Origin of the sequence: Thalassovita autumnalis, assembly GCF_001458255.1 — a bacterium.
Lineage (GTDB): Bacteria > Pseudomonadota > Alphaproteobacteria > Rhodobacterales > Rhodobacteraceae > Thalassobius > Thalassobius autumnalis.
The window spans coordinates 118,938-142,401 of the sequence record NZ_CYSB01000026.1; the positions used below are offsets into that span (position 1 = coordinate 118,938).

22 protein-coding genes are annotated in these 23,464 nt (G+C 59.6%); 10 read left to right on the forward strand and 12 right to left on the reverse strand.

The features are described from left to right. Positions 1–56: 56 nt before the first annotated feature. The gene (gene dnaJ, locus TL5118_RS08690; RefSeq protein WP_058242526.1) at positions 57–1,211 is read right to left on the reverse strand and encodes a molecular chaperone DnaJ; all 1,155 of its coding nucleotides are present in this window, start codon (positions 1,209–1,211) and stop codon (positions 57–59) included. A gap of 78 nt (positions 1,212–1,289) precedes the next feature. Beyond that, positions 1,290–3,221 carry a molecular chaperone DnaK gene (dnaK, locus tag TL5118_RS08695; protein ID WP_058242527.1) on the reverse strand — a complete coding sequence of 644 codons (1,932 nt, stop codon included), beginning with the start codon at positions 3,219–3,221 and terminating at the stop codon, positions 1,290–1,292. 220 nt (positions 3,222–3,441) lie between these two features. On the opposite strand from dnaK, the gene TL5118_RS08700 reads away from it, so the two are divergent. Then, a complete protein-coding gene (locus TL5118_RS08700; RefSeq protein WP_058242528.1) occupies positions 3,442–4,071 on the forward strand; it encodes an alpha-ketoglutarate-dependent dioxygenase AlkB family protein in 630 nt (209 codons plus the stop codon). Between the two features lie 74 nt (positions 4,072–4,145). Here TL5118_RS08700 and TL5118_RS08705 read toward each other — a convergent pair whose 3' ends face one another. Continuing rightward, complete coding sequence (locus TL5118_RS08705) at positions 4,146–4,967, reverse strand: ABC transporter permease (protein WP_058242529.1); 822 nt, start codon at positions 4,965–4,967, stop codon at positions 4,146–4,148. A gap of 155 nt (positions 4,968–5,122) precedes the next feature. Between TL5118_RS08705 and cysQ the strand changes: the two genes are divergently transcribed. The 7 genes from cysQ (at position 5,123) to TL5118_RS08740 (ending at position 13,738) form a co-directional block, all read left to right on the forward strand. After that, the gene (gene cysQ, locus TL5118_RS08710) at positions 5,123–5,920 is read left to right on the forward strand and encodes a 3'(2'),5'-bisphosphate nucleotidase CysQ (RefSeq protein ID WP_058242530.1); all 798 of its coding nucleotides are present in this window, start codon (positions 5,123–5,125) and stop codon (positions 5,918–5,920) included. Then, positions 5,920–7,197 carry a glycosyltransferase family 2 protein gene (locus TL5118_RS08715; protein ID WP_058242531.1) on the forward strand — a complete coding sequence of 426 codons (1,278 nt, stop codon included), beginning with the start codon at positions 5,920–5,922 and terminating at the stop codon, positions 7,195–7,197. The genes cysQ and TL5118_RS08715 overlap by 1 nt, the downstream gene beginning before the upstream one ends. Before the next feature lie 132 nt (positions 7,198–7,329). Continuing rightward, positions 7,330–8,223 carry a UTP--glucose-1-phosphate uridylyltransferase GalU gene (gene galU / locus TL5118_RS08720; RefSeq protein ID WP_058242532.1) on the forward strand — a complete coding sequence of 298 codons (894 nt, stop codon included), beginning with the start codon at positions 7,330–7,332 and terminating at the stop codon, positions 8,221–8,223. A 93-nt stretch (positions 8,224–8,316) separates the two neighbouring features. Continuing rightward, positions 8,317–9,525 (forward strand): glycosyltransferase family 4 protein, encoded by a 1,209-nt coding sequence (locus TL5118_RS08725; protein WP_058242533.1) that lies wholly within the window; start codon positions 8,317–8,319, stop codon positions 9,523–9,525. 56 nt (positions 9,526–9,581) lie between these two features. Further along, positions 9,582–10,592, forward strand: a complete 1,011-nt coding sequence (locus TL5118_RS08730) for a glycosyltransferase family 2 protein (RefSeq protein WP_058242534.1) — start codon at positions 9,582–9,584, stop codon at positions 10,590–10,592. A 14-nt stretch (positions 10,593–10,606) separates the two neighbouring features. Beyond that, a complete protein-coding gene (locus tag TL5118_RS08735) occupies positions 10,607–12,307 on the forward strand; it encodes a DUF5927 domain-containing protein (protein ID WP_058242535.1) in 1,701 nt (566 codons plus the stop codon). A gap of 6 nt (positions 12,308–12,313) precedes the next feature. Beyond that, entirely contained in the window at positions 12,314–13,738 is a 1,425-nt protein-coding gene (locus TL5118_RS08740; RefSeq protein WP_058242536.1) for a hypothetical protein, read from the forward strand. A gap of 57 nt (positions 13,739–13,795) precedes the next feature. On the opposite strand, the gene TL5118_RS08745 is transcribed toward TL5118_RS08740, so the two are convergent. From TL5118_RS08745 to TL5118_RS08785, 9 genes are all read right to left on the reverse strand, one after another. Continuing rightward, the gene (locus TL5118_RS08745) at positions 13,796–14,260 is read right to left on the reverse strand and encodes a PTS sugar transporter subunit IIA (protein WP_058242537.1); all 465 of its coding nucleotides are present in this window, start codon (positions 14,258–14,260) and stop codon (positions 13,796–13,798) included. A gap of 48 nt (positions 14,261–14,308) precedes the next feature. Continuing rightward, positions 14,309–14,875: a ribosome hibernation-promoting factor, HPF/YfiA family gene (gene hpf / locus TL5118_RS08750; protein ID WP_058242538.1), complete on the reverse strand. Its 567-nt coding sequence runs from the start codon at positions 14,873–14,875 to the stop codon at positions 14,309–14,311. Between the two features lie 277 nt (positions 14,876–15,152). Then, a complete protein-coding gene (gene lptB, locus TL5118_RS08755) occupies positions 15,153–15,911 on the reverse strand; it encodes an LPS export ABC transporter ATP-binding protein (protein WP_058242539.1) in 759 nt (252 codons plus the stop codon). A 5-nt stretch (positions 15,912–15,916) separates the two neighbouring features. Further along, positions 15,917–16,396: a lipopolysaccharide transport periplasmic protein LptA gene (gene lptA, locus TL5118_RS08760; protein ID WP_106404199.1), complete on the reverse strand. Its 480-nt coding sequence runs from the start codon at positions 16,394–16,396 to the stop codon at positions 15,917–15,919. Between the two features lie 11 nt (positions 16,397–16,407). Continuing rightward, a complete protein-coding gene (gene lptC / locus TL5118_RS08765; RefSeq protein WP_058242541.1) occupies positions 16,408–17,013 on the reverse strand; it encodes an LPS export ABC transporter periplasmic protein LptC in 606 nt (201 codons plus the stop codon). Positions 17,014–17,044: 31 nt separating this feature from the next. Next, the gene (locus TL5118_RS08770; protein ID WP_058242542.1) at positions 17,045–17,656 is read right to left on the reverse strand and encodes a ribonuclease D; all 612 of its coding nucleotides are present in this window, start codon (positions 17,654–17,656) and stop codon (positions 17,045–17,047) included. 563 nt (positions 17,657–18,219) lie between these two features. Next, positions 18,220–18,912, reverse strand: coding sequence for an aspartate/glutamate racemase family protein (locus tag TL5118_RS08775; RefSeq protein ID WP_058242543.1), 693 nt, complete (start codon positions 18,910–18,912; stop codon positions 18,220–18,222). 136 nt (positions 18,913–19,048) lie between these two features. After that, positions 19,049–19,657 carry a response regulator transcription factor gene (locus TL5118_RS08780; RefSeq protein WP_058242544.1) on the reverse strand — a complete coding sequence of 203 codons (609 nt, stop codon included), beginning with the start codon at positions 19,655–19,657 and terminating at the stop codon, positions 19,049–19,051. A 237-nt stretch (positions 19,658–19,894) separates the two neighbouring features. After that, a complete protein-coding gene (locus TL5118_RS08785) occupies positions 19,895–20,680 on the reverse strand; it encodes an IclR family transcriptional regulator (protein ID WP_058242545.1) in 786 nt (261 codons plus the stop codon). A gap of 132 nt (positions 20,681–20,812) precedes the next feature. On the opposite strand from TL5118_RS08785, the gene TL5118_RS08790 reads away from it, so the two are divergent. Next, complete coding sequence (locus tag TL5118_RS08790; RefSeq protein ID WP_058242546.1) at positions 20,813–22,960, forward strand: malate synthase G; 2,148 nt, start codon at positions 20,813–20,815, stop codon at positions 22,958–22,960. Between the two features lie 23 nt (positions 22,961–22,983). Further along, positions 22,984–23,406, forward strand: coding sequence for a GlcG/HbpS family heme-binding protein (locus TL5118_RS08795; RefSeq protein WP_058242547.1), 423 nt, complete (start codon positions 22,984–22,986; stop codon positions 23,404–23,406). The last annotated feature ends 58 nt before the right edge of the window (positions 23,407–23,464 follow it).

Here is a 23,464-nt window from a genome sequence, read left to right on the forward strand (position 1 = left end):
CGCTGCAACGAGAGGGGAGCCAATAAAAAAGGGCGCCGGAGCGCCCTTTTGCCGGATCAGCCTTTCATGCTGTCCCAGAAGTTTTTCACCGAAGAGAAGAAGCTGGAGCTTTCGGGGTTGTTGTCCTCGGACAGTTCCTCAAACTCTTTCAGCAGCTCTTTCTGGCGGGCGGTCAGGTTGACCGGTGTTTCCACCGCCAGCTCGATGAACATGTCACCAGTGTGGTTGCCACGCAGGGCGGGCATGCCCTTGCCGCGCAGGCGCATCTGGCGGCCGGATTGGCTGCCTGCGGGGATCTTCACGCGTGAGCGGCCCCCGTCGATGGTGGGCACTTCGATGTCGCCGCCCATGGCCGCCACGGTCATCGAGACCGGCACACGGCAGAACAGATCGCTGTCCTCACGTTCAAAGATGTCGTGTTTGCCGACCTCAATGAAGATGTAGAGATCGCCCGCCGGCCCGCCGCGCATGCCAGCTTCGCCTTCGCCAGCCAGACGGATGCGGGTGCCGGTTTCCACACCTGCAGGGATGTTCACGCTGAGGGAGCGATCCTTTTCAACACGGCCCTGACCGCCACAGCCCTTACAGGGGTTCTGGATGATCTGACCCAGACCGGAACAGGTTGGGCAGGTGCGTTCAACGGTAAAGAAACCCTGCTGCGCCCGCACCTTACCGATGCCGGAACAGGTTGGGCATACCTGCGGTTCTGCGCCACCTTCGGCGCCGGAGCCGTCACAGGAGCCACAGGCAACCGAAGTCGGCACCTTGATGGTTTTCTGCTGACCGTTAAACGCCTCTTCGAGCGAGATTCGCAGATTGTAGCGCAGGTCTGCGCCACGGGCCGCGCGGGAGCGTCCACCGCCACCGCGGCCGCCACCCATCATATCGCCAAAGAGATCGTCAAACACATCCGAGAAGGCCGAGGCGAAATCGCCCTGGCCACCGCCACGGTGGAAGCCACCGCCGCCGCCACCGCCCATGCCACCTTCGAAGGCAGCATGACCAAAGCGGTCGTAGGCGGCTTTCTTCTCGGCGTCTTTCAGGACGTCATAGGCTTCGTTGACTTCTTTGAACTGCGCTTCCGCGTCCGGGTTGTCCTTGTTGCGGTCCGGGTGCAGTTCTTTGGCCTTCTTGCGATAGGCCTTTTTCAACTCATCGGCCGAGGCCCCTTTGGCCGCGCCCAGTGTTTCGTAATAATCCCGTTTTGCCATTGGGTTACCCCTTCTTGCGGAACGTCGAAGGCCGGCCCGGAAAGGCCGGCCCCCGAATTGTTCCTAGGAAAACGCGGATTACGCGCGCTTGTCGTCGTCCAGATCCTCGAAGTCGGCGTCAACGATATCGTCGTCACCGGCCGGACCTGCGGCTTCGTCCACATCCACCGGACCTTCTTCGGCGTCGCCCTCTTCCTGGGCGGCCTTGTAGATGGCTTCACCCAGTTTCATGGCCGATTCGGTCACGTTCTGGATGCCGGACTGGATCTTCTCAGCCTTGACGTCGTCTTTGGCCAGGTCGTCCTTCAGGGCGGCGATGGCCAGTTCGATGGCTTCGATGGTGGTCGGATCCACTTTGTCAGCGTGCTCTTCCATCGACTTTTCGGTCGACAGGATCAGGCTTTCGGCCTGGTTGCGCGCTTCGACCAGCTCACGACGTTCCTTATCGGCTTCGGCGTTCTCTTCCGCGTCTTTGACCATCTGTTCGATGTCATCCTCGCTGAGGCCGCCCGAGGCCTGGATGGTGATCTGCTGTTCTTTGCCGGTGGCCTTGTCTTTGGCGCCTACGGAAACGATGCCGTTTGCGTCAATGTCGAAGGTCACTTCGATCTGCGGCATGCCACGCGGTGCCGGCGGGATATCCTCGAGGTTGAACTGGCCGAGGATCTTGTTGTCCGCTGCCATTTCACGTTCACCCTGGAAGACCCGGATGGTCACGGCCGACTGGTTGTCTTCGGCGGTCGAGAAGACCTGAGACTTCTTGGTCGGGATGGTGGTGTTGCGGTCGATCAGACGGGTGAAGACACCGCCCAGGGTTTCGATGCCCAGGGACAGCGGGGTCACGTCCAGAAGAACAACGTCTTTCACGTCGCCCTGCAGAACACCGGCCTGAATGGCGGCGCCCATGGCCACAACTTCGTCCGGGTTCACACCTTTGTGGGGCTCTTTGCCGAAGAATTTGGTCACTTCTTCGATGACCTTCGGCATACGGGTCATACCGCCAACCAGAACAACTTCGTCGATGTCGCTTGTGGTCAGACCGGCGTCTTTCAGCGCGGCCTGGCACGGCTTGATCGAGTTTTTGATCAGGTCACCCACCAGGCTTTCCAGCTTGGCGCGGGTCAGTTTGACAACCAGGTGCAGCGGCTGACCGGTGGCAGCGTCCATCGAGATGAACGGCTGGTTGATTTCGGTCTGCTGCGCCGAAGACAGTTCGATTTTGGCTTTTTCAGCAGCTTCTTTCAGACGCTGCAGGGCCATCTTGTCTTTGGTCAGGTCAACGCCATGCTCTTTTTTGAACTCATCGGCCAGGTAGCTGACGATGCGCATGTCGAAGTCTTCACCACCCAGGAAGGTGTCACCGTTGGTCGACTTCACCTCAAACAGGCCTTCGTCGATTTCCAGGATGGTCACGTCGAAGGTACCGCCGCCAAGGTCATAAACGGCGATGGTTTGGGTTTCTTCTTTGTCCAGACCGTAGGCCAGCGCGGCGGCGGTCGGTTCGTTGATGATGCGCAGCACTTCGAGGCCAGCGATCTTGCCGGCGTCTTTGGTGGCCTGACGCTGAGCGTCGTTGAAGTAGGCAGGAACCGTGATCACCGCCTGGGAAACTTCCTCACCCAGGTAGGACTCTGCGGTTTCTTTCATTTTGCCCAGGATGAAGGCCGAGATCTGCGACGGGGAGTACTGCTCACCCTTGGCTTCGACCCATGCATCACCGTTGCCGCCGTTTACGACTTCGAAGGGCAGGTTTTTCTTGTCTTTGGCCAGATGTGCGTCATCTGCGCGACGGCCGATCAGACGTTTTACACCGAAAATGGTGTTGGCGGGGTTGGTGACGGCCTGACGTTTTGCCGGCTGGCCCACCAGGCGCTCATCGTCGGTGAAGGCGACGATCGACGGGGTGGTGCGTGCCCCTTCCGCGTTTTCGATTACTTTGGCTTGCGAGCCATCCATCAGCGCAACGCAGCTGTTGGTGGTCCCCAGGTCAATACCGATGACTTTCGACATGTTTTGATCCCTTTTTACTTCAAGGCGATTGCACGAGGCGATGGACCCATTGCGGCATCCTGCCCCGATCTGGTTTGTGCAGGGTCCGGAGTGGATCCCTACGCTTCCCGGCGTATATAGGGAGGGCGGAGGCACCCTGCAAGCACTGCAAAAGGAGGGAATCAGCGATTCCGATGGGATTCTTTCAGCTTTGGCCGTCTGACGGCGAAAAGGGCCGTAGATGAGCCGTGGATCCGCCCCAACCGCGGGCCCCGCGATCAACTTGCGCGGGGTGCAGATCTACCCCGGGTATCTGGATCCAGAGGCGCAGGCTGAATTAGTGGCCGCCTTGCGGGATTGCGCTAAACAGGCGCCGTTTTTCGCCCCTGTTACGGCACGGGGCAAACCGATGTCGGTGCGCATGACCTCAGCCGGTCGGCTGGGTTGGGTCAGTGACCGCAAGGGCTATCGCTATGAACCCCGCCATCCTGGTGGCGCGGCATGGCCCGCGATCCCGCAACAGGTGCTGGATCTGTGGCGCGCCCTTGGCAGCGATCAGCGCGATCCCGATTGCTGCCTGATCAATTTCTACGGCGAAGGCACCCGGATGGGGATGCATCAGGATCGCGACGAAGGTGATTTTAGCTGGCCGGTCCTGTCGGTGTCACTCGGGGATGAGGCGCTGTTTCGCGTCGGCAATCTGGACCGCGGCGGCAGCACCGAATCGATCTGGCTGCGCTCAGGCGATGTGCTGGTGATGGGCGGCGAGGCCCGGTTGCTGCATCACGGCGTCGATAAGATCCGCTTCGGCTCCTCCACCTTGTTGCCACAGGGGGGGCGTATCAACCTGACCTGTCGGGTGGTGGGATAGCGGTGCTGAGCGGTCTGCGCTGGCGCGCAGGCAGGATACCTCGGGCCCCGAAGGGCCCTCAGGCAATGCCATGTCTAGCGCCGTGCGCCCCAGCTGAGTGAGGAATGGCGGCGGGTGTAAAATTCGCCAATCAGGCCCAGCATCAAGATCACACCGTAACAGATCAGCGCATATTTGATTGAGGAATAGCGCGGCACATAGTTGATGAAAACAAAGCCCCGGGCCTGATCGATGGCGTGGAACAACGGGTTCCAGTCAAACATCGCCAGCATGAAGCCGGGTAGGGAGTTTGCCAGGAACATCTTGCCCGATGCGATCATATTGGCCCGCTGGTAGATCAGCGTGATGATCTGCACCGCGGCGGGAAACCAGGGTTTCAGGGCCAAAAGCACCGTGCCAATGGCCAGACCGCCAAACCAGGCCAGCAGCAACATGCCAAAGGCACCGGCGGCATCTTCGATCACGAACTTATTGAAGCCCATGTAGTAGATGAACAGGATCAGCGACAGGGCCAGCACCTGCAGATAGAGCGCGCTGAGCGCAGAGGACATGATGGCGATGATGGTGTTCATCGGGGCATGCAGCATCATTGCTGAGGTTGGCCCTTCGGAGCCGACCACCGCGCCAAGGGTTTTGGCGTGGGTCATGTAGAGGAAGATCCCCGACATCAGGTAGAGCATGAAGTCACCGCGCACGGCGACGCTGCGCAGGCCCAGCAGGGTGAACATCGCATAAAAGGCGATCACCATGATCATCAGCTGCATCAGGTTCACAAGGATCGACAGCACCGCATTACCATGGGTGTTGCGGATCTTTCGCGCAATCGAGTGGTAGGTCAGCTCGGCCATCATGACCGCCGCTTCCAGCCCCGTTTCTTTGCGACTCTTGTAAAACATTTGCGCCTGCTCCCGCTTGCTGCGGTTATTACAACGGTCAATCCTTGCCGTTTGCTTAGCCTAAGACCATAAGAGGGTGGCGTATTTATGGCAATAATCGCCCGGGGGTCGGCCTGTGACCCTATTTGGGTGGCTCCTCTGAAAGGAATACAGGTTTGGATTACCAAAAGCTGAGTGAAGTGATGCGCCGTCTCGCGCTTGAGGCCGGTGACAAGATTATGGAAATCTACAATTCCGACAGTTTCGAAGTGAAAGTGAAGTCGGACGAAAGCCCGGTGACCGAAGCGGATGAAGCGGCGGATGCGCTGATCTCGGCCGGGCTGCGCGCGGCGTTCCCTGATGTGTTGCTGGTGACCGAGGAGCAGGCCGAGTCGCATAGCGAAAAAGCGGATACATTTCTGATTGTTGACCCGCTGGACGGCACCAAGGAATTTGTCCACCGTCGTGGCGATTTCACCGTCAATATCGCCTATGTGGAAAACGGTGTGCCGACCCGTGGCGTGGTCTTCGCCCCGGCGCGCAACCGGATGTTCTACACCCTGGCAGATGGCGCCGCGGTGGAAGAAACAGGCGCATTGGAAAAGGATCAGATCGGTGAGACCAAAACGATCAAGGTTTCGGATGCGGACAATGAGGCGCTGCTGGTTGTGGCGTCGAAATCGCACCGGGATCAGGCGACTGATGATTACATCAACAAATATAGCGTTGCAGACAGCAAAAGCGCGGGTTCGTCGCTGAAATTCTGTCTGGTGGCGACGGGTGAAGCCGATATTTACCCCCGCGTTGGCCGGACGATGGAATGGGACACCGCTGCAGGCCATGCTGTGCTGCATGGGGCAGGGGGCAAAGTGGTGCGCTTTGATGATCACAGCCCCTTGGCCTATGGCAAAGACGGCTACGCCAACCCGTTCTTCATCGCCTATTCGCCCAGCGTTGTGCTGAAAGAGGCGTGATGACGCCGCCCACCATGACAGTTTCGCAGACGGCGGCACAGACGGGCGGTCGCCCGTCTGTTTCCGTTGTTGTGGTGAGTCGTGGTCGAGCAGAGGATCTGGCGCGCTGCCTCTCCGGGCTCAGCCGGCTCTATTATGACGCCTATGAGATTGTGGTGGTCACGGACCCTGAGGGCGAGGCCGCAGTTGCTGCGGCAGGTCTGGCGGATATGGTGACATTGGTTGGCTTCGATCAGCCCAATATCTCTGCCGCACGCAATCTGGGCATCGCGGCCTCAGCTGGGGAGGTTGTGGCCTTCATCGATGATGATGCGGTGCCTGAACCGACATGGCTCTGCCATCTGGTGGGGCCTTTTGCCGGGTCTGGGGTGGCGGTCACCGGCGGATATGTGCGCGGGCGCAACGGGATCAGCTACCAATGGCGGGCCCGGGTGATTGATCCTCAGGGCAAAGCACACCCGATTTCTGTTGAGGGGGAGGCGCCGCAGATCATCACGCCACCGCCGGGGCATGTGGTGAAGACCGAAGGCACCAATATGGCGGTGCGGCGGGATTGGCTGCAGCGTTTGGGTGGGTTTGATGAGGCGTTTCATTTCTATCAGGATGAAACCGACCTAAACCTGCGGTTGGCAGCAGCTGGCGGGCAGGTGGCTTTGGTGCCGCTGGCAGAGGTGCATCATGCCTATGCGCCCAGCCCGCGCCGCAAGCAAAACCGGGCGGTGACCGATCTGTTTGATGTGGGTGCTAGCAGCATGGTGTTCCTGCGCAAACATGATCCCGACGGTGATCATGAGCGGGCCCTGACCGAATTGCGACAGGAACAATGGGACCGGCTGCAGCGGCAGGTGCGTCAGAAGCTGATCAGCCGCAGTGATCTTGCCGATGTTCTGGAAACCCTGGAGGCCGGGATCGCCGCGGGGGCCACGCGCGCCGTAGATCAGCAGGCCGAGGCGCTGGAGCCGCGCGGTACGTTCCGCGCGTTTGAGAGCAAGGCCAATGGGGACCATTTGGTGCTGAGCGGCTGGATCTGGCGGCGCCGTACGCTCTGGGCAGAGGCCGAGGCGGCCGCGGCGCGGGGCACCACGGTTTCGCTTTATCTGTTTTCGCCAACCTCACGGTTCCACCGACTGGGCTATCATCTGCCGGGCATATGGCTGCAGCGGGGTGGCTTGTTTGGCAGAAGCGTTCGAAATCAGAGACTTGTGCGCCTGATCCGGTTTCAAAACCGCGTTGCGGAAGAGGCACAGCGCGTGGGTGAGCGGCGCGAAGTGAATTGAATTTTGGGTGAAAATCGGGTTCTTCCGGTTGCAGTGTTTAGGCCACTGTGCGCCAGTGTGAACCGATTTCGGACCTTAGCTTTATTTCGGGTTTGAATAAGTCTATTTTGATTTTGCAGTTATGAGGTCGGCATGAAACAAAAAATAACCAAAGCAATTTTCCCGGTCGCCGGTTTGGGCACGCGATTCCTGCCTGCAACCAAATCCGTTCCGAAGGAAATTATGACCTTGGTGGATCGCCCGCTGATCCAATATGCGATTGATGAGGCGCGCGAGGCAGGGATCAAAGAGTTCATCTTTGTGACCTCGCGCGGGAAATCCGCGTTGGAAGATTATTTCGATCATGCCCATCAGCTGGAACATGATCTGGCCAGCAAAGGCAAAACCGAGCTGCTGGACATCCTGAAAGCCACCAATATGGACAGCGGGCAGATCGCCTATCTGCGCCAGCACAAGGCGCTGGGCCTCGGCCATGCCGTCTGGTGTGCCCGCCGTATGATCCATGATGAGCCTTTCGCGGTTATCCTGCCCGATGATGTGATCGCGGCGGAAAAGCCCTGCCTGAAGCAGATGGTCGAAGCCTATGAGGAGACCGGCGGCTCCATGGTGGCCACGATGGAAGTGCCGCCAGAGAAAGCCCATGCTTACGGTGTGCTGGACGTTGCCGATGATCGTGGCGCCGTGGTCAAAGCAAAGGGTATGGTGGAAAAGCCTGCACCGGGCACCGAGCCGTCCAATCTGGCGGTGATCGGCCGTTACATCCTGCATCCGAATGTGCTGACCTCCCTGAACTCGAAGGAGGCCGGTGCTGGTGGTGAGATTCAGCTGACTGATGCCATCGCCAAAGAGATCGGCACCGACCGTGGCGTTTATGGCTACCGGTTCAACGGTCAACGGTTTGATTGTGGCTCCAAGGCGGGGTTCCTGCAGGCAACGGTTTCCTTTGGCCTGTCGCGTCCTGAGTTGCGTGATGAATTGCGTGACTACCTGCAAGAGGTGCTGACCCTTGATAAGGCAGCTCAGTAAGCGCTTGTCATTTAAACAGGTTCTGCGGATCATGGCCCGGCATTTGTCCGGGCCTTTTCTTTGCCCGCTGACCCAGGATGGACCCAACAGCTGATGACGCCGCAGCCTCTTGCCGACAGCCCCACTGCCAGCGCCTATCTGCTGGATGTGACGCGCAGCCTGCGCCGGGCTGGGCGGTTGCCCACCGGTGTCGACCGGGTGGAACGGGCCTATCTGCGGGCGTTGCTGGATCAGGATCGGCTGGTGTTTGGTCTTGTCCGCACCCGCTTGGGGTATCTCCTGCTGGATCGGGCGGGCTTGCAGCGATTTCAGGACCGGTTGGAGGGGCAGTTGCCCTGGGGCCGGCTGGGGGCGCTGGCCCTGATCGGACGGGGTGACAGCGAGCGGCGGCGGGCCGAAAGCAGCCTGAGGCGTGATGCAATTGCCCGTGGTGTGCCGCGCCGATTGCCTGCAATGCTGGCCCGCCACCTGCCTCAGGGGGTGAGCTACGTGAACGTCGGGCATTCCAACCTGACCGATCGTGTGCTGCAGGCCGTCGAGGCGCAGGGCGCGCGGGTGGTGGTGATGCTGCACGATCTGATCCCGCTGACCCACCCCGAAACCCAACGACCCGAGACAGCGGAGCGCTTTGCCAACAAGGTTGAACGGGTGCGTAAACACAGCGATCTGATCCTCTGCAATTCTATCGCGACGGAGGCTGAGGTTGTCACCCATATGGCCAAGGTGGGGGCTGTGCCGCCCTGTCTGGTGGCGCCGCTGGGGGTGGAGATGCAGGATGTGGTGCCCGAACCGTTTGAGATGCCAGACGGGTTTGATCCGGCCATCCCTCATGTGATTATCCTGGGCACCATTGAGCCGCGTAAAAACCATGTCATGCTGCTGGACATCTGGGATCAGCTGATCGCCGAGGGGGTGCCGTTGCAGCTGGTCATCTGCGGGCAGCGCGGCTGGATCAGTGCGGCGGTGATGGATCGCTTGGATCAAGCGCGGGACCGTGGGTTTCCCGTGTTTGAACTATCGGGGCTCATCGATGGTGAAATCGCACATGTGATGGAAGGCGCGGCAGCCTTGCTGTTTCCCTCATTGGCTGAGGGCTATGGCCTGCCCGCGATTGAGGCGCGGGCGCGGGGCTGTCCTGTGATCTGCAGTGATTTGCCGGTGTTTAGGGAAGTTCTTGGAAACAATGCCGTTTACCTGCCGGTGAATGATCAGTATTCTTGGACAATCAAGATGACCGAACTGGCACGATTCGTGCCCCCGTCCTGGCAGGAGCATTTCAACGTGGTGTTAAGACGGCTGTGACAGGGTAGACCCCCGCCGGTCCCGGCATCACCGTGACGGACATGTGAGGAGTGGGTTTGGGCGTCTGGACAGCATATCGGCTACGGCTACGGCGCAAACGGTTTTTGATCCGCGCCTTTCGCAAACGGCGGGAGCTGCGCCCGATCGCCAATCGCACCTCAGCGATCAAACCGGGTGACATCCTGCTGTTCTGCACCCAACGAAATGAGGCGGTGCGCCTGCCGTATTTCCTGCAGTATTACCGTGACATGGGGGTGAACCACTTCCTGATCGTGGACAATGACAGCGATGATGGCTCAGTCTCTTACCTGCAGGATCAGCCGGATGTGTCGCTGTGGCATACCCGTGCCAGCTACAAGCGGTCGCGTTTTGGCGTCGATTGGCTGAACCATCTGCAGCGCCGCTATGGTCACGGCCATTGGACGCTGGTTGTCGATCCCGATGAATTCCTGGTTTACCCGTTCTGTGACACCCGGCCGCTCAGGGCGTTGACCGACTGGCTGGATGCGTCATCGATCAAATCCTTCAGCTCGATGCTGCTGGATATGTACCCCAAGGGGAGGATTGATCAGCAACCCTATCGCGCCGGTCAGGATCCGTTGGAAATTGCCAATTGGTTCGACAGCGGCAATTACGCGATTGAGCGGAACTGGAAATTTGGCAATCTCTGGATCCAGGGGGGACCGCGCCAACGCGTCTTTTTCCCTGAGGCGCCGGAAAAGGCCCCGGCCCTCAACAAAATCCCACTGGTGAAGTGGGATAGGAAATACGTCTACGCCAGCTCAACTCATATGCTGCTGCCGCGCGGTTTAAACTCGGTCTACGATGAATGGGGGGGTGAGAAGGCCAGCGGTGTGTTGCTGCACACCAAGTTTCTGGACACCTTCAATGCCAAAGCGCAGGAGGAGCTGGCGCGCAAACAGCACTATGCCGCCAGTGTGGAATACAAGGCCTATGCCGCCACGCTGGACGAAAACCCGGACCTTTGGTGCAAATGGTCTGAAAAATACATCAACTGGCGCCAGTTAGAGATCCTTGGATTGATGTCCAAGGGCAACTGGGCCTGAACGGGGCGACGCCTATGGGAAGTGTCGGAATCATCATGCTGGTGCACACCGCGCTGGGTCGGGCCGAACAGGTGGCGCGGCACTGGTCTGCGGCGGGCTGTCCGGTGGTGATTCACGTCGACCGCAATGTGGACCACCGCACCTACAACGCCTTTGTTGAGGCCGTGTCGGACCTGCCGGATGTCCGGTTCAGCCCACGCCATCGCTGTGAATGGGGCACCTGGGGCATCGTCGCTGCGTCGCAAAGCGCGTCGGAGATGATGCTGGGCCACTTCGCGGATGTGCGTCACGTCTATCTGGCCTCAGGCTCCTGCCTGCCGCTGCGCCCGGTAGAGCAGCTGATCGACTATCTGGCGGAACGTCCGCGCACCGACTTTATCGAAAGCGCCACCACAGCCGATGTGCCCTGGACGGTGGGTGGCCTGGACGAAGAACGGTTTACGCTGTCTTTTCCGTTCAGCTGGAAAAAGAACCGCTACCTCTTTGATCGCTGGGTGGGCCTGCAGCGGCTTGTTGGGCGTAAACGGCATCTGCCCAACGGCATCGTGCCCCATATGGGCAGCCAGTGGTGGTGCCTGACCCGGCAGACCTTGTCAGCCATCCTGCAGGATCCCGACCGTGAGCTATATGACAGTTTCTTCAAACGGGTCTGGATCCCGGATGAAAGCTATTTCCAGTCGTTGGCGCGGCTCTATTCCACCAGTATCGAAAGCCGGTCGCTGACGCTGTCGAAGTTCGACTTCCAGGGCAAACCGCATATTTTCTACGACGATCACCTGCAGCTGTTGCGCCGCTCGGACTGTTTTGTGGCGCGCAAGATCTGGCCCCATGCCAACCGACTGTATGAGGCGTTCCTCGGCGATCCGGCGGGGATGATGAAAGGGGCCGAACCCAACCCCGGCAAGATCGACCGGATTTTTGCCAAAGCGGTGGATCGCCGGACACGCGGCCGCCCCGGCCTATATATGCAAAGCCGCTTCCCGCATGACGGCTGGGAAAACGGCGTGACCTCGGCGCGGTATTCGGTGTTCCAGGGTTTTGGCGACCTGTTTGAGGATTTTGACGGCTGGTTGACCAAGGCCACCGGCGTGCGCATGCATGGCCACCTGTTTGCGGAGGAGAGGGCAGAATACGCGGATGGTCAGACGGTGATGAATGGCGCGCTGAGCGACAGCGCGGCGATCCGTGACTATAATCCGCAGGCCTACCTCACCAGCCTGATCTGGAACTCCCGCGGGGAACGGCAGTGTTTCCGCTTTGGCCCGCGCGATGTGCAGGACATTGGCTGGATCTTTGCCAAGGATCCTAACGCGCAGGTTTCAGTCATTTCGGGCGCCTGGGCGGTGCCGCTGTTCCTGTCCAACCGCAATTTCGCTGATCTGCGGCGCGAAGCGGCTGAGCTGCAAAAGGTGGAGGCCGAGCATCTGAAGATCCTGCGATCCCCCTACGCCTCGGCGCGGATCCGGATCTGGACCATGGCCGAATTTATTGAGGCCCCGATGGAGCCGTTGCAGACCATTATCGATGAGATCGGCAGCCGCTCGGGCCGCCGTCTGGCGGAAGCGCCGAAAATGGTAGACTTGACCGGCTTTGGTCAGTTCCTGCAAAACCTGAAAAACCAGGGCATGCACCCCTATCTGATGGGGGATTTTGCGGTGGAGCGGGGCATGGCCAAAGACACCCGCCCAAAACGAAAACCATATTTGGTAAGATAGGCTTAGATGCAGGACAGGTTTGACTATTTTGTGGTCTTTGCAGAGATGCGGACCGGATCGAATTTCCTTGAGGCAAACCTGAACGCGTTCCCCGGTCTGGTCTGCCATGGTGAGGCGTTTAACCCCCATTTTATTGGCTACCCCAACTCGACTGAGATCTTGGGCGTCACCCAGCCGATGCGCGAAGAGGATCCAACGCGGCTGTTGGAAACCATCAAGCGCCATAGCGATGGGATGGGCGGCTTTCGCTACTTCCACGACCATGATCCGCGGGTGTTGGAAACTCTGCTGGCGGATCCGCGTTGCGCCAAGATTGTGCTGACCCGCAATCCGGTGGACAGCTATGTCAGCTGGAAGATTGCGCAGGCCACCGGCCAGTGGAAGCTGACCAATGTGAAGAAGCGCCGCGACAGCAAGGCGTTGTTTGACCGGGCTGAGTTTGAGGCCCATCTGGCCAGCCTGCAGGCGTTTCAGGTGCAGCTGCTGAACGCACTTCAGACCAGCGGTCAGACGGCGTTCTATGTCGCCTATGAGGACCTGCAGGATCTGGATGTGATGAACGGTCTGGCGCAGTGGCTGGGTCAGTCTGACCAGCTGGAAGAGCTGGACGGTAAGCTGAAGAAACAGAACCCGGCGCCGCTGTCGGAGAAGGTGGAAAACTTCGCCGCGATGGAAGAGGCGCTGGCCCATCTGGATCAGTTCAACCTGACGCGCACCCCCAATTTTGAACCCCGGCGTGGGGCGGTGGTGCCCTCTTATGTGGCCGGGGCCAAAGCGCCCTTGTTGTTCATGCCGCTGCGCAATGGGTCCGATGCGGCTGTGGCGCGCTGGTTGGCGGCGCTGGATGGTGCTGAGGTTGAGGAACTGGTCAGCCAGTTTTCGCAGAAAACCCTGCGGATCTGGAAGAAGGATCACCCGGGCTTCCGCAGCTTTTCGGTTCTGCGCCACCCGGTGGAACGGGTGCATGATGCGTTTTGTTCCAAGATTCTGGCGACCGGCGGCGGCACCTATCCCAAGATCCGTAAAACGCTGAACCGGCGCTTCGGGCTGGAACTGCCGGATGAGGTGGGGCCGGATTATAGCGCTGCGGATCACCGGGCGGCCTTCCTGGGGTTCTTGGATTTCCTCAAGGTGAACCTGTCGGGGCAATCCGGCATCCGGGTAGATGCCACCTGGTGCAGTCAAAGCCAGACCTTGCAGGGGTTTGCCGATCTGGCGCAGCCCGACATGATCCTGCGCGAAGATGAGCTGCCTGATATGCTGACGCTGCTGGCGCGGCGGGCAGGCTATGACGCGCCGCCTGCCTATGCACGCCCACCTGAAATGGCACCGGTACCCCTGCAGGCGATTTATGACGCGGACATTGAGGCGCGGGTGGCAGCGCTTTACCAGAAAGACTACGTCAGCTTCGGCTTTGGCAGCTGGGCCTAAAGCAAAAGCCGCCCTTTTGGGGGCGGCCTGCAGTCGTGATCCAACGCTTGTAAGCGGTTAAGCCGCTTGCTGGCCCTGGCCTTCGGTCAGGATGGTGTAGAGCGTTGCAGGATCAGCATTGGCGCGCAGCTTGGTGCAAAGCGAGGCTTCGCGCAGCGAACGTGATACCAGCGCCAGCGCTTTCAGGTGCTCAACACCTGCGTCTTCCGGCGCAAACAGCGCAAAGACCACATCCACCGGCTGACGGTCCACCGCTTCGAAGTCGATCGGCTTTTCCAACAGGATAAAGGCACCCACCACACGGTCGATATCGGCCAGCCGGGCATGGGGCAGGGCCACACCGTGGCCCACGCCCGTTGGGCCCAAAGTTTCGCGTTCCAGCAGAGCCTCAACGGCCGCCTGCGGGTTTACCCCATAGGCAGACGCGGCAAGGTCACCGAGATCGTGCAGCAAACGTTTCTTGCTGGAGGTCGCGCCAATAACCTTGACGGCCTCCTGTTTGAGGATGCTCGAAAGTTCCATGTCAGTCTTCAGTGCTCCGCTGGTCGGGACCTTGGGCCCGGCCGTTGATTACTGCGGGTCGATCCAGCCGATATTGCCGTCATCGCGGCGATATACGACGTTTAGCCCGTCTTTCCCCTCGTTCCGGAAAACAAGAACCGGAGCCCCGGCCAATTCCATTTGCATCACGGCTTCACCTACCGAGAGCGATGGAATCTTGGTTTCCATTTCTGCGACGATCATCGGTTGCAACCCTTCGGGTTCCGATTCCATTTCGTCGTTGTCAGAGGCGAGGATATAGGACGAAGCGCCAAATTGTTCAACCGGCTCGGAGCGCGAGCTGTGATGGTCCTTCAGACGCCGCTTGTAGCGCCGCAGCTGCTTTTCCATTTTTTCGCAGCATTTTTCAAAAGCGGCATAGATTTCATGATCGTGGGCTTTGGCCTGTGCGGTCAGGCCGGTGGATAGATGCACGGTGGCTTCACAAACAAACTCGCTGGCTGATTTTGAGAAAATGACATTGGCGTCAGTAGGCCGCTCTGCATATTTCTGAACGGCAGCCCCCAGGCCGTCCTGAACATGGGTTTGCAGCGCTTCGCCGATATCAATCTGTTTTCCAGTGATTTGATAGCGCATCAGGTCTCCTTTACGTGACACTTCGAATAAACAGCACCCTCATCCCGCAGCGGCGGAGGTATGGCAGTGTTAAATTCGATCGTGGGATTGTTGCATGACACCGGCTTGCCCGCAGGGTGGCCTTGTCATCAAGACCACCTCATCCATCGGTGCAAAAGCCAGAAATGTCATGCCCCCATTTGGACTGAGTCGGTGCCTCTCTGTCAATCAACCTGTGAAAGTTTTTTGACACATCCCAGATGGCAGATCCGGCGCGGCGGTGTTAAATCTATGAAAATCAGGTGATTTTGAAGTTGTCGCCTAGATAGACGCGGCGGACGTTTTCATTCTCCACCACCTCTTCGGGGGTGCCGGACATCAGCACCTTGCCGTCATGTAGGATATAGGCGCGGTCCACGATCTCCAGCGTTTCGCGGACGTTGTGGTCGGTGATCAGCACGCCAATGCCGCGTTTCTTCAGATCGGCGACCAGATGACGGATGTCCCCAACGCTGATCGGATCCACCCCGGCAAAGGGTTCGTCCAGCAGCAGATACTTGGGGTTTGCCGCCAGACAGCGTGCAATCTCCACCCGGCGCCGTTCACCGCCTGACAGGGCCAGCGCAGGGGCGCGGCGCAGGTGTTCGATGGAAAATTCGGACAGCAGCTCCTCCAGCCGCTCGCGGCGCTTGTGGCGGCTTTTTTCCGAGATATCGAGGATCGAGGCGATGTTGTCTTCGACGCTGAGGCCGCGGAAGATCGACATTTCCTGTGGCAGATACCCGATGCCCAGCTTGGCGCGGCGGTACATCGGCAGGCCGGTCACATCGCGGCCGTCAATTTTCACGTGACCGCCTTCGGGGTACACGAGGCCAGCGATGGAATAGAAGGTGGTCGACTTCCCGCAGCCGTTTGGACCCAGCAGCGCCACAACCTCACCCCGGTTCAACGACATGGAAAAGTCGCGGATCACCACGCGGGTCTTGTAGCTTTTGCGCAGGTTTTCGACCTCTAGGCCCTGGCTGCCCTCGGTCACGGAAAGATCCGGCGTCGACATGTGGTTCAGTTCCCGGTCTGCAACGTGGTGCGCACACGGCCGCCCGCCTGCGCGGTGCCGGCGTTCAGATCGATGGTGATCCGGTCCCCCGACATCACATTGTCGCCCTGGCTCAGCAGCACCTGACCGGTCAACAGGACGGTGCCTGCATCAATGTCATACTGGGCGTTTTGCGCTTCGGCGGCGTCTTCACCGCTGACCATCGTCACCCCGCCCGTCGCGTCGAGCGAGGCGATCTTCTGACTGTCTTCTTTATAGACCACCAGAACGGTTTCTGCAGACAGCACCATATCACCCTGGGTGATCACCACATTGCCGGTAAAGGTGGCTGTGCCATCCTCCTGGTTCACGGCCAGCGCATCCGCCTCAACCGCGACCGGTTCATCCGGATCTGGGCGCGAGGTGCCAAAGGCAAGGTCCTGTGCCAAAACAGGGGCGGCAACTGCAATAAGGGCCGCAAAGGCAAGGGAAATCACACGGGTCATATGTACCAATCCTAATCCTGCGGTTGATATACCAGCTTTACGCCATTTGTGAAAAGCAAATGGACATCTCCGGTTTCTGGATTTTCGCTGAGCAGCATTTTGCCGGCGTCGATGCGCCCGGCCGGGCCCTCACCGCTGACCGGGCCCTTGGTTTCTGCGCCAACACCGGCCATTTGGGTGGTCAGATGATCGGTGCGGATCGTGTAGCCGGTGGAGCTGGTGATCACCACATCACCGCTCAACTCCGCCAGCTGATCGCGGGTGTTCAGCAGACCGCTGCCTGAAGAAAAGGTCACCACCGTGCCGCTGGTCAAGTCGATCTGGGCGTTCAGCGTGGTGGCATGGGCCAAATGGGCGGCATCCGCATCGGGTTGGGCTGTTTCCGCCTCAAAGGCAATCAAATCGCCCGAAGTGCTGGCACCGGCAAACCGCGGTTCTGAGATCAGCTCATCCCGGGCGCGTTCCTGCAGGTCAGTCATTGTAAAGGGCAGCCCGGTGGCAGTGTCCCGGCTGCGCGACAGCAGGAACAGCGTGGACAGCAGGACCAGCGCGGCCAGCGGCAGCAGGATTTTCATCCAGGCCACAAAGATCGAATAGAACCCGTCGCGCGCTGCCATGATTTGTTCCTAAACCGCCTTGCTGGGTGCGTTAATGAGAGAAGATATCGACATCAGGCCAGCCCGCCAGATCCAGCTTGGCCCGGGTTGGCAGGAACTCAAAACAGGCCTGCGCCACCTCGCTGCGGCCTTCGCGCTGCAGCATCCGGTCCAGTTCCGCCTTGAGCTTGTGCAGATAAAGAACATCCGAGGCCGCGTAGTCCAGTTGCGCCTTGGTCAGTTCCGGCGCGCCCCAGTCGCTGCTTTGCTGCTGCTTGGAGATATCCTGTTGGATCAGCTCCTGCAGCAGGTTCTTCAGCCCATGACGGTCAGTGTAGGTGCGCACCAGCTTGCTGGCGATCTTGGTGCAATAGACCGGTGCCGTGAGGGCGCCAAAGGCGTTGTACATCGCCGCGATGTCAAACCGGCCGTAATGAAACAGCTTCAGCACATCGGGGTCTTCCAGCAGTTTGCACAGGTTTGGCGCCGCGGTCTGATCTTTGGCAATCTGCACGATATGGGCATGGCCATCCCCACCAGACAGCTGCACCACACACAGGCGATCGCGATGTGGGTTCAGACCCATGGTTTCGCAGTCGATGGCCACCATCGGGCCAAGGTCCAGCCCGTCGGGCAGATCGTTTTGATAGAGGTAGTTCGTCATACAAGGTGTCCTGCGGGCAAGAATCAGCCGCGCCGATTGGTGCGATGCTTTGGTTTTGTCCCTGCGGTTCTAGGTTTTTGCGTCGGATTTGCCAAGTTGGGCGGGCGCTGGGACTGCAAAGAACCGCCCAAAGTCAGTCGAATCTGTGGATAACTTGCCGGACTAGGCCGTTTTGCCGGGGCGATGCGGTTTTTCCGATCCGACGTCCGATTTGTTAAGGCTTTGGAAATGTTTTGAAAATAGGACTAAGGGCGACTTTGGAAAAGCGGCGCCCTTACCAAAGTATGTATGCCCATACCAATACCCGGATATTCGGGTGCGGGTACAATGGGTTAAAACCAATACCAAGGTACTGGTGATGAGTTCCAAAGTTCTAAGTGACCTGTATCGAGTACAGTAACGAGTAAAAAGGAGCGCGAGAGTTAGAAAACACGTTAAGGCAGTCAACCGTTGTTTTCGATGTCCCCCCCCCTCACTCGCGCTCCTAATTTATCAGTTCCTTATCTCTCCCCTGATCAAGTCCCAAATCCCGGTCCAACAGACCGGGATTTCTTGTTGTCATATTAGGGGGCCAATGCGGCGTCGAGCGCGGCCTGGCAATGGATCAGCGTCGTATCGAATACAGGTAGGGGGCTGTTGGTCTCGGACAGAAGCAGGCCAACCTCAGTGCAGCCCAGGATCAGGCAGTCCGCGCCCGCGTCCCTCAGACGTTTGGCGATTTCTTCATATTGCTCGCGACTGGCTGACGTTGTGATGTCCTTGCAAAGCTCCTGGTAAATGATGCGATGGGTTTCTGCGCGATCATCTGTTTCCGGAACGATAGGGCTGAGCCCTGCCACCTCCAACCGGTCCAAGTAGAATCGCTGTTCCATCGTGAAGGCGGTGGCCATCAATCCCGGACGTGTCCAACCGGCTTTGGTGATCGCAGCGGCGGTTGCGTCGGCAATGTGGATCAACGGCAGGTCGACGCCGCTCATCATCTCATCTGCGAGTTTGTGCATCGTGTTGGTCGCTAGCAACAACACCTCGGCCCCACCTGCGCGCAGGGCGCGGGCTTCCTTGTTCAGGATCTCACCCGCTGCGTCCCAGTCCCCGGCGGTTTGCAATGCTTCAATTGGGGCGAAGTCTAAGGACCGGATGAGCAGTTCAGGGGAATGCAGCCCACCCAAACGTGCTTGGGTTAGCCGGCAGAGTTCGCGGTAATATGTCTGGGTAGACGCGGCCGACATGCCGCCAAGAATGCCGATGGTTTTCATTTCTTTGCCCTCAATACCTGTCTGAATGTTGCGCCGAGACTGGCGTTGCGAGGTATGGCTTACAATAAAAAAATCCCGGCGCTGAGAGGGGACGCTCAGGCCGGGGAGGGTAGGGACGCTTGAATGTAAATGAGGGTCAGACCAGCCCGTAATCCCGCGCCAGCAGCGCGGCCTGGGTGCGGTTCTGGACGTTGAGCTTTTTGTTGATCAGCGTGACGAACTGTTTCACCGTCGTCTCACGAATGCCCAGCTCATAGGCGATGTTCTTGTTTGTTTTGCCGGTAGCGATTTCGCGCAGGATTTCCGTTTCGCGCCGCGACAGCTGTTCAAAAAACGGGTTCTGGGGCTCATCAACGCCAACGAATTCTTCCGGCATGTGTTTGCCGCCCATGGCCAGATACTTCAGCGTCTGGACAAAGTAGTTGGCGGACACTGATTTGGCGATCACACCGACCGCGCCCAGGCGGAAGGCTTCGCGGGCCTCGGTTGCGGGGATCTGGCCGGACATCACCGCCACATGTTTGACGTTCTCGGCGGCCATCACCTGTTTCATACCAGACAGGCCGTTCATACCGGGCATCTGGTAATCCAGCACCACAAGGTCATAGAATTTGCCGGTGGCCAGCAGCTGCAAGGCTGCGGGCAGAGTGGCCGCTTTGTCGACGGTCACGGAATCGTCTTGGCCCAGATAGGTTGCGATCATCTCAATCAAGAGCAGATGATCATCGGCGAGGAGTATACGCATATGCTGCTTTACCTGCCTTTCTCGAATACCATGAAAACTGACTAAACTTCCCCATCAGTATAGGCTGGCACGGCGCTTGCATGAACCGCTCGGGGCCGTGGCAAAGGTCCATTTGGCGTCGTAAAAGGCGGGTGGAGGCCCCCCTTTGGGATAGGATATCCCCCCTTCGGGCGCGCCAAAGCGGCTGCGCTGTCGTGAAACAGACGTCAGGCGACCGACGTGATTCCACCGCTCTGGTTAACTGGATTCGGGGGGCTTGCCGCCCAGAACCTCGGTCAATTCTGCCGCCAAACGCTGCACGGTTGCGCCGGTCTGGGTCACCTTTTCCGGGGTCATGCGCGCCGCTAGACCTGAAACTGAGATGGCGCAGGCGGGTTCACCTGCCGGTCCCCAGACCACCGCAGCGACACAGCGCAGGCCGATCACAAACTCCTCATCATCCAGCGCATAGCCGCGCTGACGGATATTGGCGATTTCGGCATGGACCGCTTTGGGGCTGGTGAGGGACCTCTTGGTCAGCGCCCGCAGCCCGTGACGTTCAATGGCCCGGTCAATCGCGGCGTCTTCCCAGGTGGCCAGGATCGCTTTGCCCATGCCGGAACACATCACCGGCACACGGCCACCGGGCGGGGAAATGGCGCGCATGATTTCGCGGCTTTCGACCTGGCTCAGTGTCACCACCTCACCATCCTCGATCACGCCAAGGTTGGCGGTTTCCCGTGTGGTGTCCCGCAGACGTTTCAGGAAGGGCAGGGCAGGCGCCACAAAGCTGCGCTGTTTGGTATAGGCGGCACCAACGGCAAAGGCGCGTTGGCCCACATGCCAGCGACCGGAGGCGGCATCGGCATGGACGAACCCGCTCTGCTCCAGCGTGGTCAGCAACCGGTGCACGGTCGAGGCCGCCAGCCCTGCATCCCGCGCCAGATCGGTGAGGCGCGCGCCGCACTGTGCCTCGGCCACCCGTTCCAAAAGGGCCAGGGCACGCTGAACAGACTGCACTCCGTTGGTTTGACGCTCTGCCATTTTTGTTTAATTCCCAAAGCCTGGCCCAAAGTGAAAGGCGCATTTCCACAATGTGGAATTTTTTGCCGCCACACAAGACGCTGCACCGCGGCAGGTATACAATGGTGCGCAAAGAATTCTAGGAGTGACGAGATGAGCGCATATGTAACCCGCGCTGGGCTGGACGTAGCCCAGGATCTGGCAGACCTGATGGAAACCCAAGTTTTGCCTGGGCTGGGCCTGGAGGCCGATGCGGTCTGGCAGGGCTATGCTGACATGCTGGCAGAGCTGGCCCCGGAAAACCGCCGCCTGCTGGCGGTGCGTGACGAAATGCAGGGTCAGATCGACACCTGGCTGAAAGCCCGCAAAGGCCAGCCGTGGGATTCGGTGGCCTATGAAACCTTCCTGCGGGGCATCGGCTATCTGGTCGAAGAAGGTGACGATTTCGAAATCGACACTGGCAACGTGGATCCTGAGATTGCCACCATCGCAGGCCCGCAGCTGGTGGTGCCGGTGATGAACGCACGCTTTGCCCTGAACGCGGCCAATGCCCGCTGGGGGTCGCTCTATGATGCGCTTTACGGCACCGATGCGCTGCCCGGTGCGCCGGAAGGCAAAGGCTATGATCCCAAACGTGGCGCGCAGGCCGTAGCTTGGTCTGCCGATTTCCTGGACAAGGCTGTACCGCTGGCTTCGGGCAGCCACGCTGATGTGACGGCCTACCGCCGTGATGGCGCAGCGCTTGTGGCTGAGGTTGCGGGCGAAACCACTGGCTTTGCCGATGCAGGTGCCTTTGTGGGTTACACCGAAGAGGGTGATAAAGCCTCTTACGTGCTGGTCCACAACGGGATGCATATTGAACTGCTGATCGATCCTAGCCACCCGGTGGGTGCGACCCATGCCGCTGGTCTGCGCGATGTGGTGCTGGAAAGCGCCCTGACCGCCATTCAGGACTGCGAAGATTCGGTCGCCGCAGTCGACGCCGAAGATAAGGTCACCGTTTACAAAAACTGGCTGGGCCTGATGAAGGGTGATCTGGCGGAAACCTTCACCAAAGGTGGTCAGGAAATGACCCGCCGCCTGAACGCCGACAAGGTGCTGACCGGACCTGAGGGTGGCGAAGTGGTGCTGCCCGGCCGAGCGGTTCTGCTGGTGCGCAACGTGGGTCACCTGATGACCACCGATGCGGTGAAGCTGGACGGCGCCGAAACCCCCGAGGGCATGCTGGACGCGCTGGTCACCGTGGCCTGCGCCATGCACGACCTGCAGAAAGACGCGGGCGCCCGAAACTCGCGCGCCGGGTCGGTCTATGTAGTGAAACCCAAGATGCACGGGCCGGAAGAGGTGGCCTTTGCCAACACCATGTATGCCCGTGTGGAACAGATCCTGGGTCTGGCGGAAAACACCGTCAAACTGGGTGTGATGGACGAAGAGCGCCGCACTTCGGCTAACCTGCGTGAATGTATCCGCGCGGTGAAGGACCGTCTTGTCTTCATCAACACCGGTTTCCTGGATCGCACCGGCGATGAGATCCACACCTCAATGCAGGCGGGTGCCTTCATCCCGAAGGATGAGATGAAAACCGCGCTGTGGCTCAGCACCTATGAAAACGGCAACGTGGACGCAGGTCTGGCGACCGGGATGCAGGGCAAAGGTCAGATCGGCAAAGGTATGTGGGCCAAGCCTGACATGATGGCTGAGATGCTGGCGGCCAAGATCGGCCACCCGAAATCCGGTGCCAACACGGCTTGGGTGCCCTCACCCACCGCAGCGACGATGCATGCGACCCACTATCATCAGGTGGATGTCTTTGCTGAACAGGACAGCCTGAAGTCGCGCGAAGCCGCCAGCCTGACCGATCTGCTGACCCCGCCGCTGCTGGCTGGTCGCAACCTGACCGAGGACGAGGTGCGCCGCGATCTGGACAACAACTGCCAGGGGATCCTGGGCTATGTTGTGCGCTGGATCGATCAGGGTGTGGGCTGTTCCAAAGTGCCGGACATCAACGATGTGGGCCTGATGGAAGACCGCGCCACCCTGCGGATTTCCTCGCAGTATCTGGCCAACTGGCTGGTGCATGGTCTGGTGACCGAAGATCAGGTGATGGACAGCCTGAAACGTATGGCCGTTGAGGTGGATCGTCAGAACGCCGGCGATGCTGGTTACACGCCGATGGCGCCGGGCTATGACGGTGTGGCCTTTGCCGCAGCCTGCGATCTGATCTTCAAGGGTGTTGAGCAACCTTCGGGCTACACTGAGCCGGTGCTGCACGCCCGCCGTCGTGAAGCCAAAGCGGTCTGATCTGCGGTTAAGGGAGGAGAACCATGCTTACGATCCAACGTCTGGATATTGCGGACGCCCGCGTGATGATCGCCGGCGCCCGCGCCAAAGCCGAGGAGATCGGGGTGCCAATGTGCATCGCGATCACCGATGAGGGCGGCAATCTGGTGGCCTTTGAACGGATGGACGGGGGGAAAGTGACCTCCTCAACCATCGCGGTTGATAAGGCCTTCACGGCTGCCGGTGCCAAAAAGGCGACCCATGACTATGGCGAGGTCAGCCAGCCGGGCAAACCGGCCTATGGCATCGCCTCGGCCATAGGCGGCCGCCTGATGGTGGTCGGCGGTGGCCTGCCGGTGGAGGTTGATGGCGCGGTTGTTGGCGGCATCGGCGTGTCCTCGGGCACCCCGGCGCAGGACCGTGACGTGGCTGAGGCTGGGATCGCGGCCTTTATGGCAACGCTCTAAGCGCGCTGTGAGTTGACGTAATAGAAACGGCGCCTCCCGGGGCGCCGTTTTTCATTTG

Bases quoted from the DNA above. Each gene is read 5' to 3' on its own strand.
- dnaJ (WP_058242526.1), bottom strand. From the start codon at position 1,211: ATGGCAAAACGGGATTATTACGAAACACTGGGCGCGGCCAAAGGGGCC.
- dnaK (WP_058242527.1), bottom strand. From the start codon at position 3,221: ATGTCGAAAGTCATCGGTATTGACCTGGGGACCACCAACAGCTGCGTT.
- TL5118_RS08700 (WP_058242528.1), top strand. From the start codon at position 3,442: ATGAGCCGTGGATCCGCCCCAACCGCGGGCCCCGCGATCAACTTGCGC.
- TL5118_RS08705 (WP_058242529.1), bottom strand. From the start codon at position 4,967: ATGTTTTACAAGAGTCGCAAAGAAACGGGGCTGGAAGCGGCGGTCATG.
- TL5118_RS08715 (WP_058242531.1), top strand. From the start codon at position 5,920: ATGACGCCGCCCACCATGACAGTTTCGCAGACGGCGGCACAGACGGGC.
- galU (WP_058242532.1), top strand. From the start codon at position 7,330: ATGAAACAAAAAATAACCAAAGCAATTTTCCCGGTCGCCGGTTTGGGC.
- TL5118_RS08725 (WP_058242533.1), top strand. From the start codon at position 8,317: ATGACGCCGCAGCCTCTTGCCGACAGCCCCACTGCCAGCGCCTATCTG.
- TL5118_RS08735 (WP_058242535.1), top strand. From the start codon at position 10,607: ATGGGAAGTGTCGGAATCATCATGCTGGTGCACACCGCGCTGGGTCGG.
- TL5118_RS08740 (WP_058242536.1), top strand. From the start codon at position 12,314: ATGCAGGACAGGTTTGACTATTTTGTGGTCTTTGCAGAGATGCGGACC.
- TL5118_RS08745 (WP_058242537.1), bottom strand. From the start codon at position 14,260: ATGGAACTTTCGAGCATCCTCAAACAGGAGGCCGTCAAGGTTATTGGC.
- hpf (WP_058242538.1), bottom strand. From the start codon at position 14,875: ATGCGCTATCAAATCACTGGAAAACAGATTGATATCGGCGAAGCGCTG.
- lptB (WP_058242539.1), bottom strand. From the start codon at position 15,911: ATGTCGACGCCGGATCTTTCCGTGACCGAGGGCAGCCAGGGCCTAGAG.
- lptA (WP_106404199.1), bottom strand. From the start codon at position 16,396: ATGACCCGTGTGATTTCCCTTGCCTTTGCGGCCCTTATTGCAGTTGCC.
- lptC (WP_058242541.1), bottom strand. From the start codon at position 17,013: ATGGCAGCGCGCGACGGGTTCTATTCGATCTTTGTGGCCTGGATGAAA.
- TL5118_RS08770 (WP_058242542.1), bottom strand. From the start codon at position 17,656: ATGACGAACTACCTCTATCAAAACGATCTGCCCGACGGGCTGGACCTT.
- TL5118_RS08775 (WP_058242543.1), bottom strand. From the start codon at position 18,912: ATGAAAACCATCGGCATTCTTGGCGGCATGTCGGCCGCGTCTACCCAG.
- TL5118_RS08780 (WP_058242544.1), bottom strand. From the start codon at position 19,657: ATGCGTATACTCCTCGCCGATGATCATCTGCTCTTGATTGAGATGATC.
- TL5118_RS08785 (WP_058242545.1), bottom strand. From the start codon at position 20,680: ATGGCAGAGCGTCAAACCAACGGAGTGCAGTCTGTTCAGCGTGCCCTG.
- TL5118_RS08790 (WP_058242546.1), top strand. From the start codon at position 20,813: ATGAGCGCATATGTAACCCGCGCTGGGCTGGACGTAGCCCAGGATCTG.
- TL5118_RS08795 (WP_058242547.1), top strand. From the start codon at position 22,984: ATGCTTACGATCCAACGTCTGGATATTGCGGACGCCCGCGTGATGATC.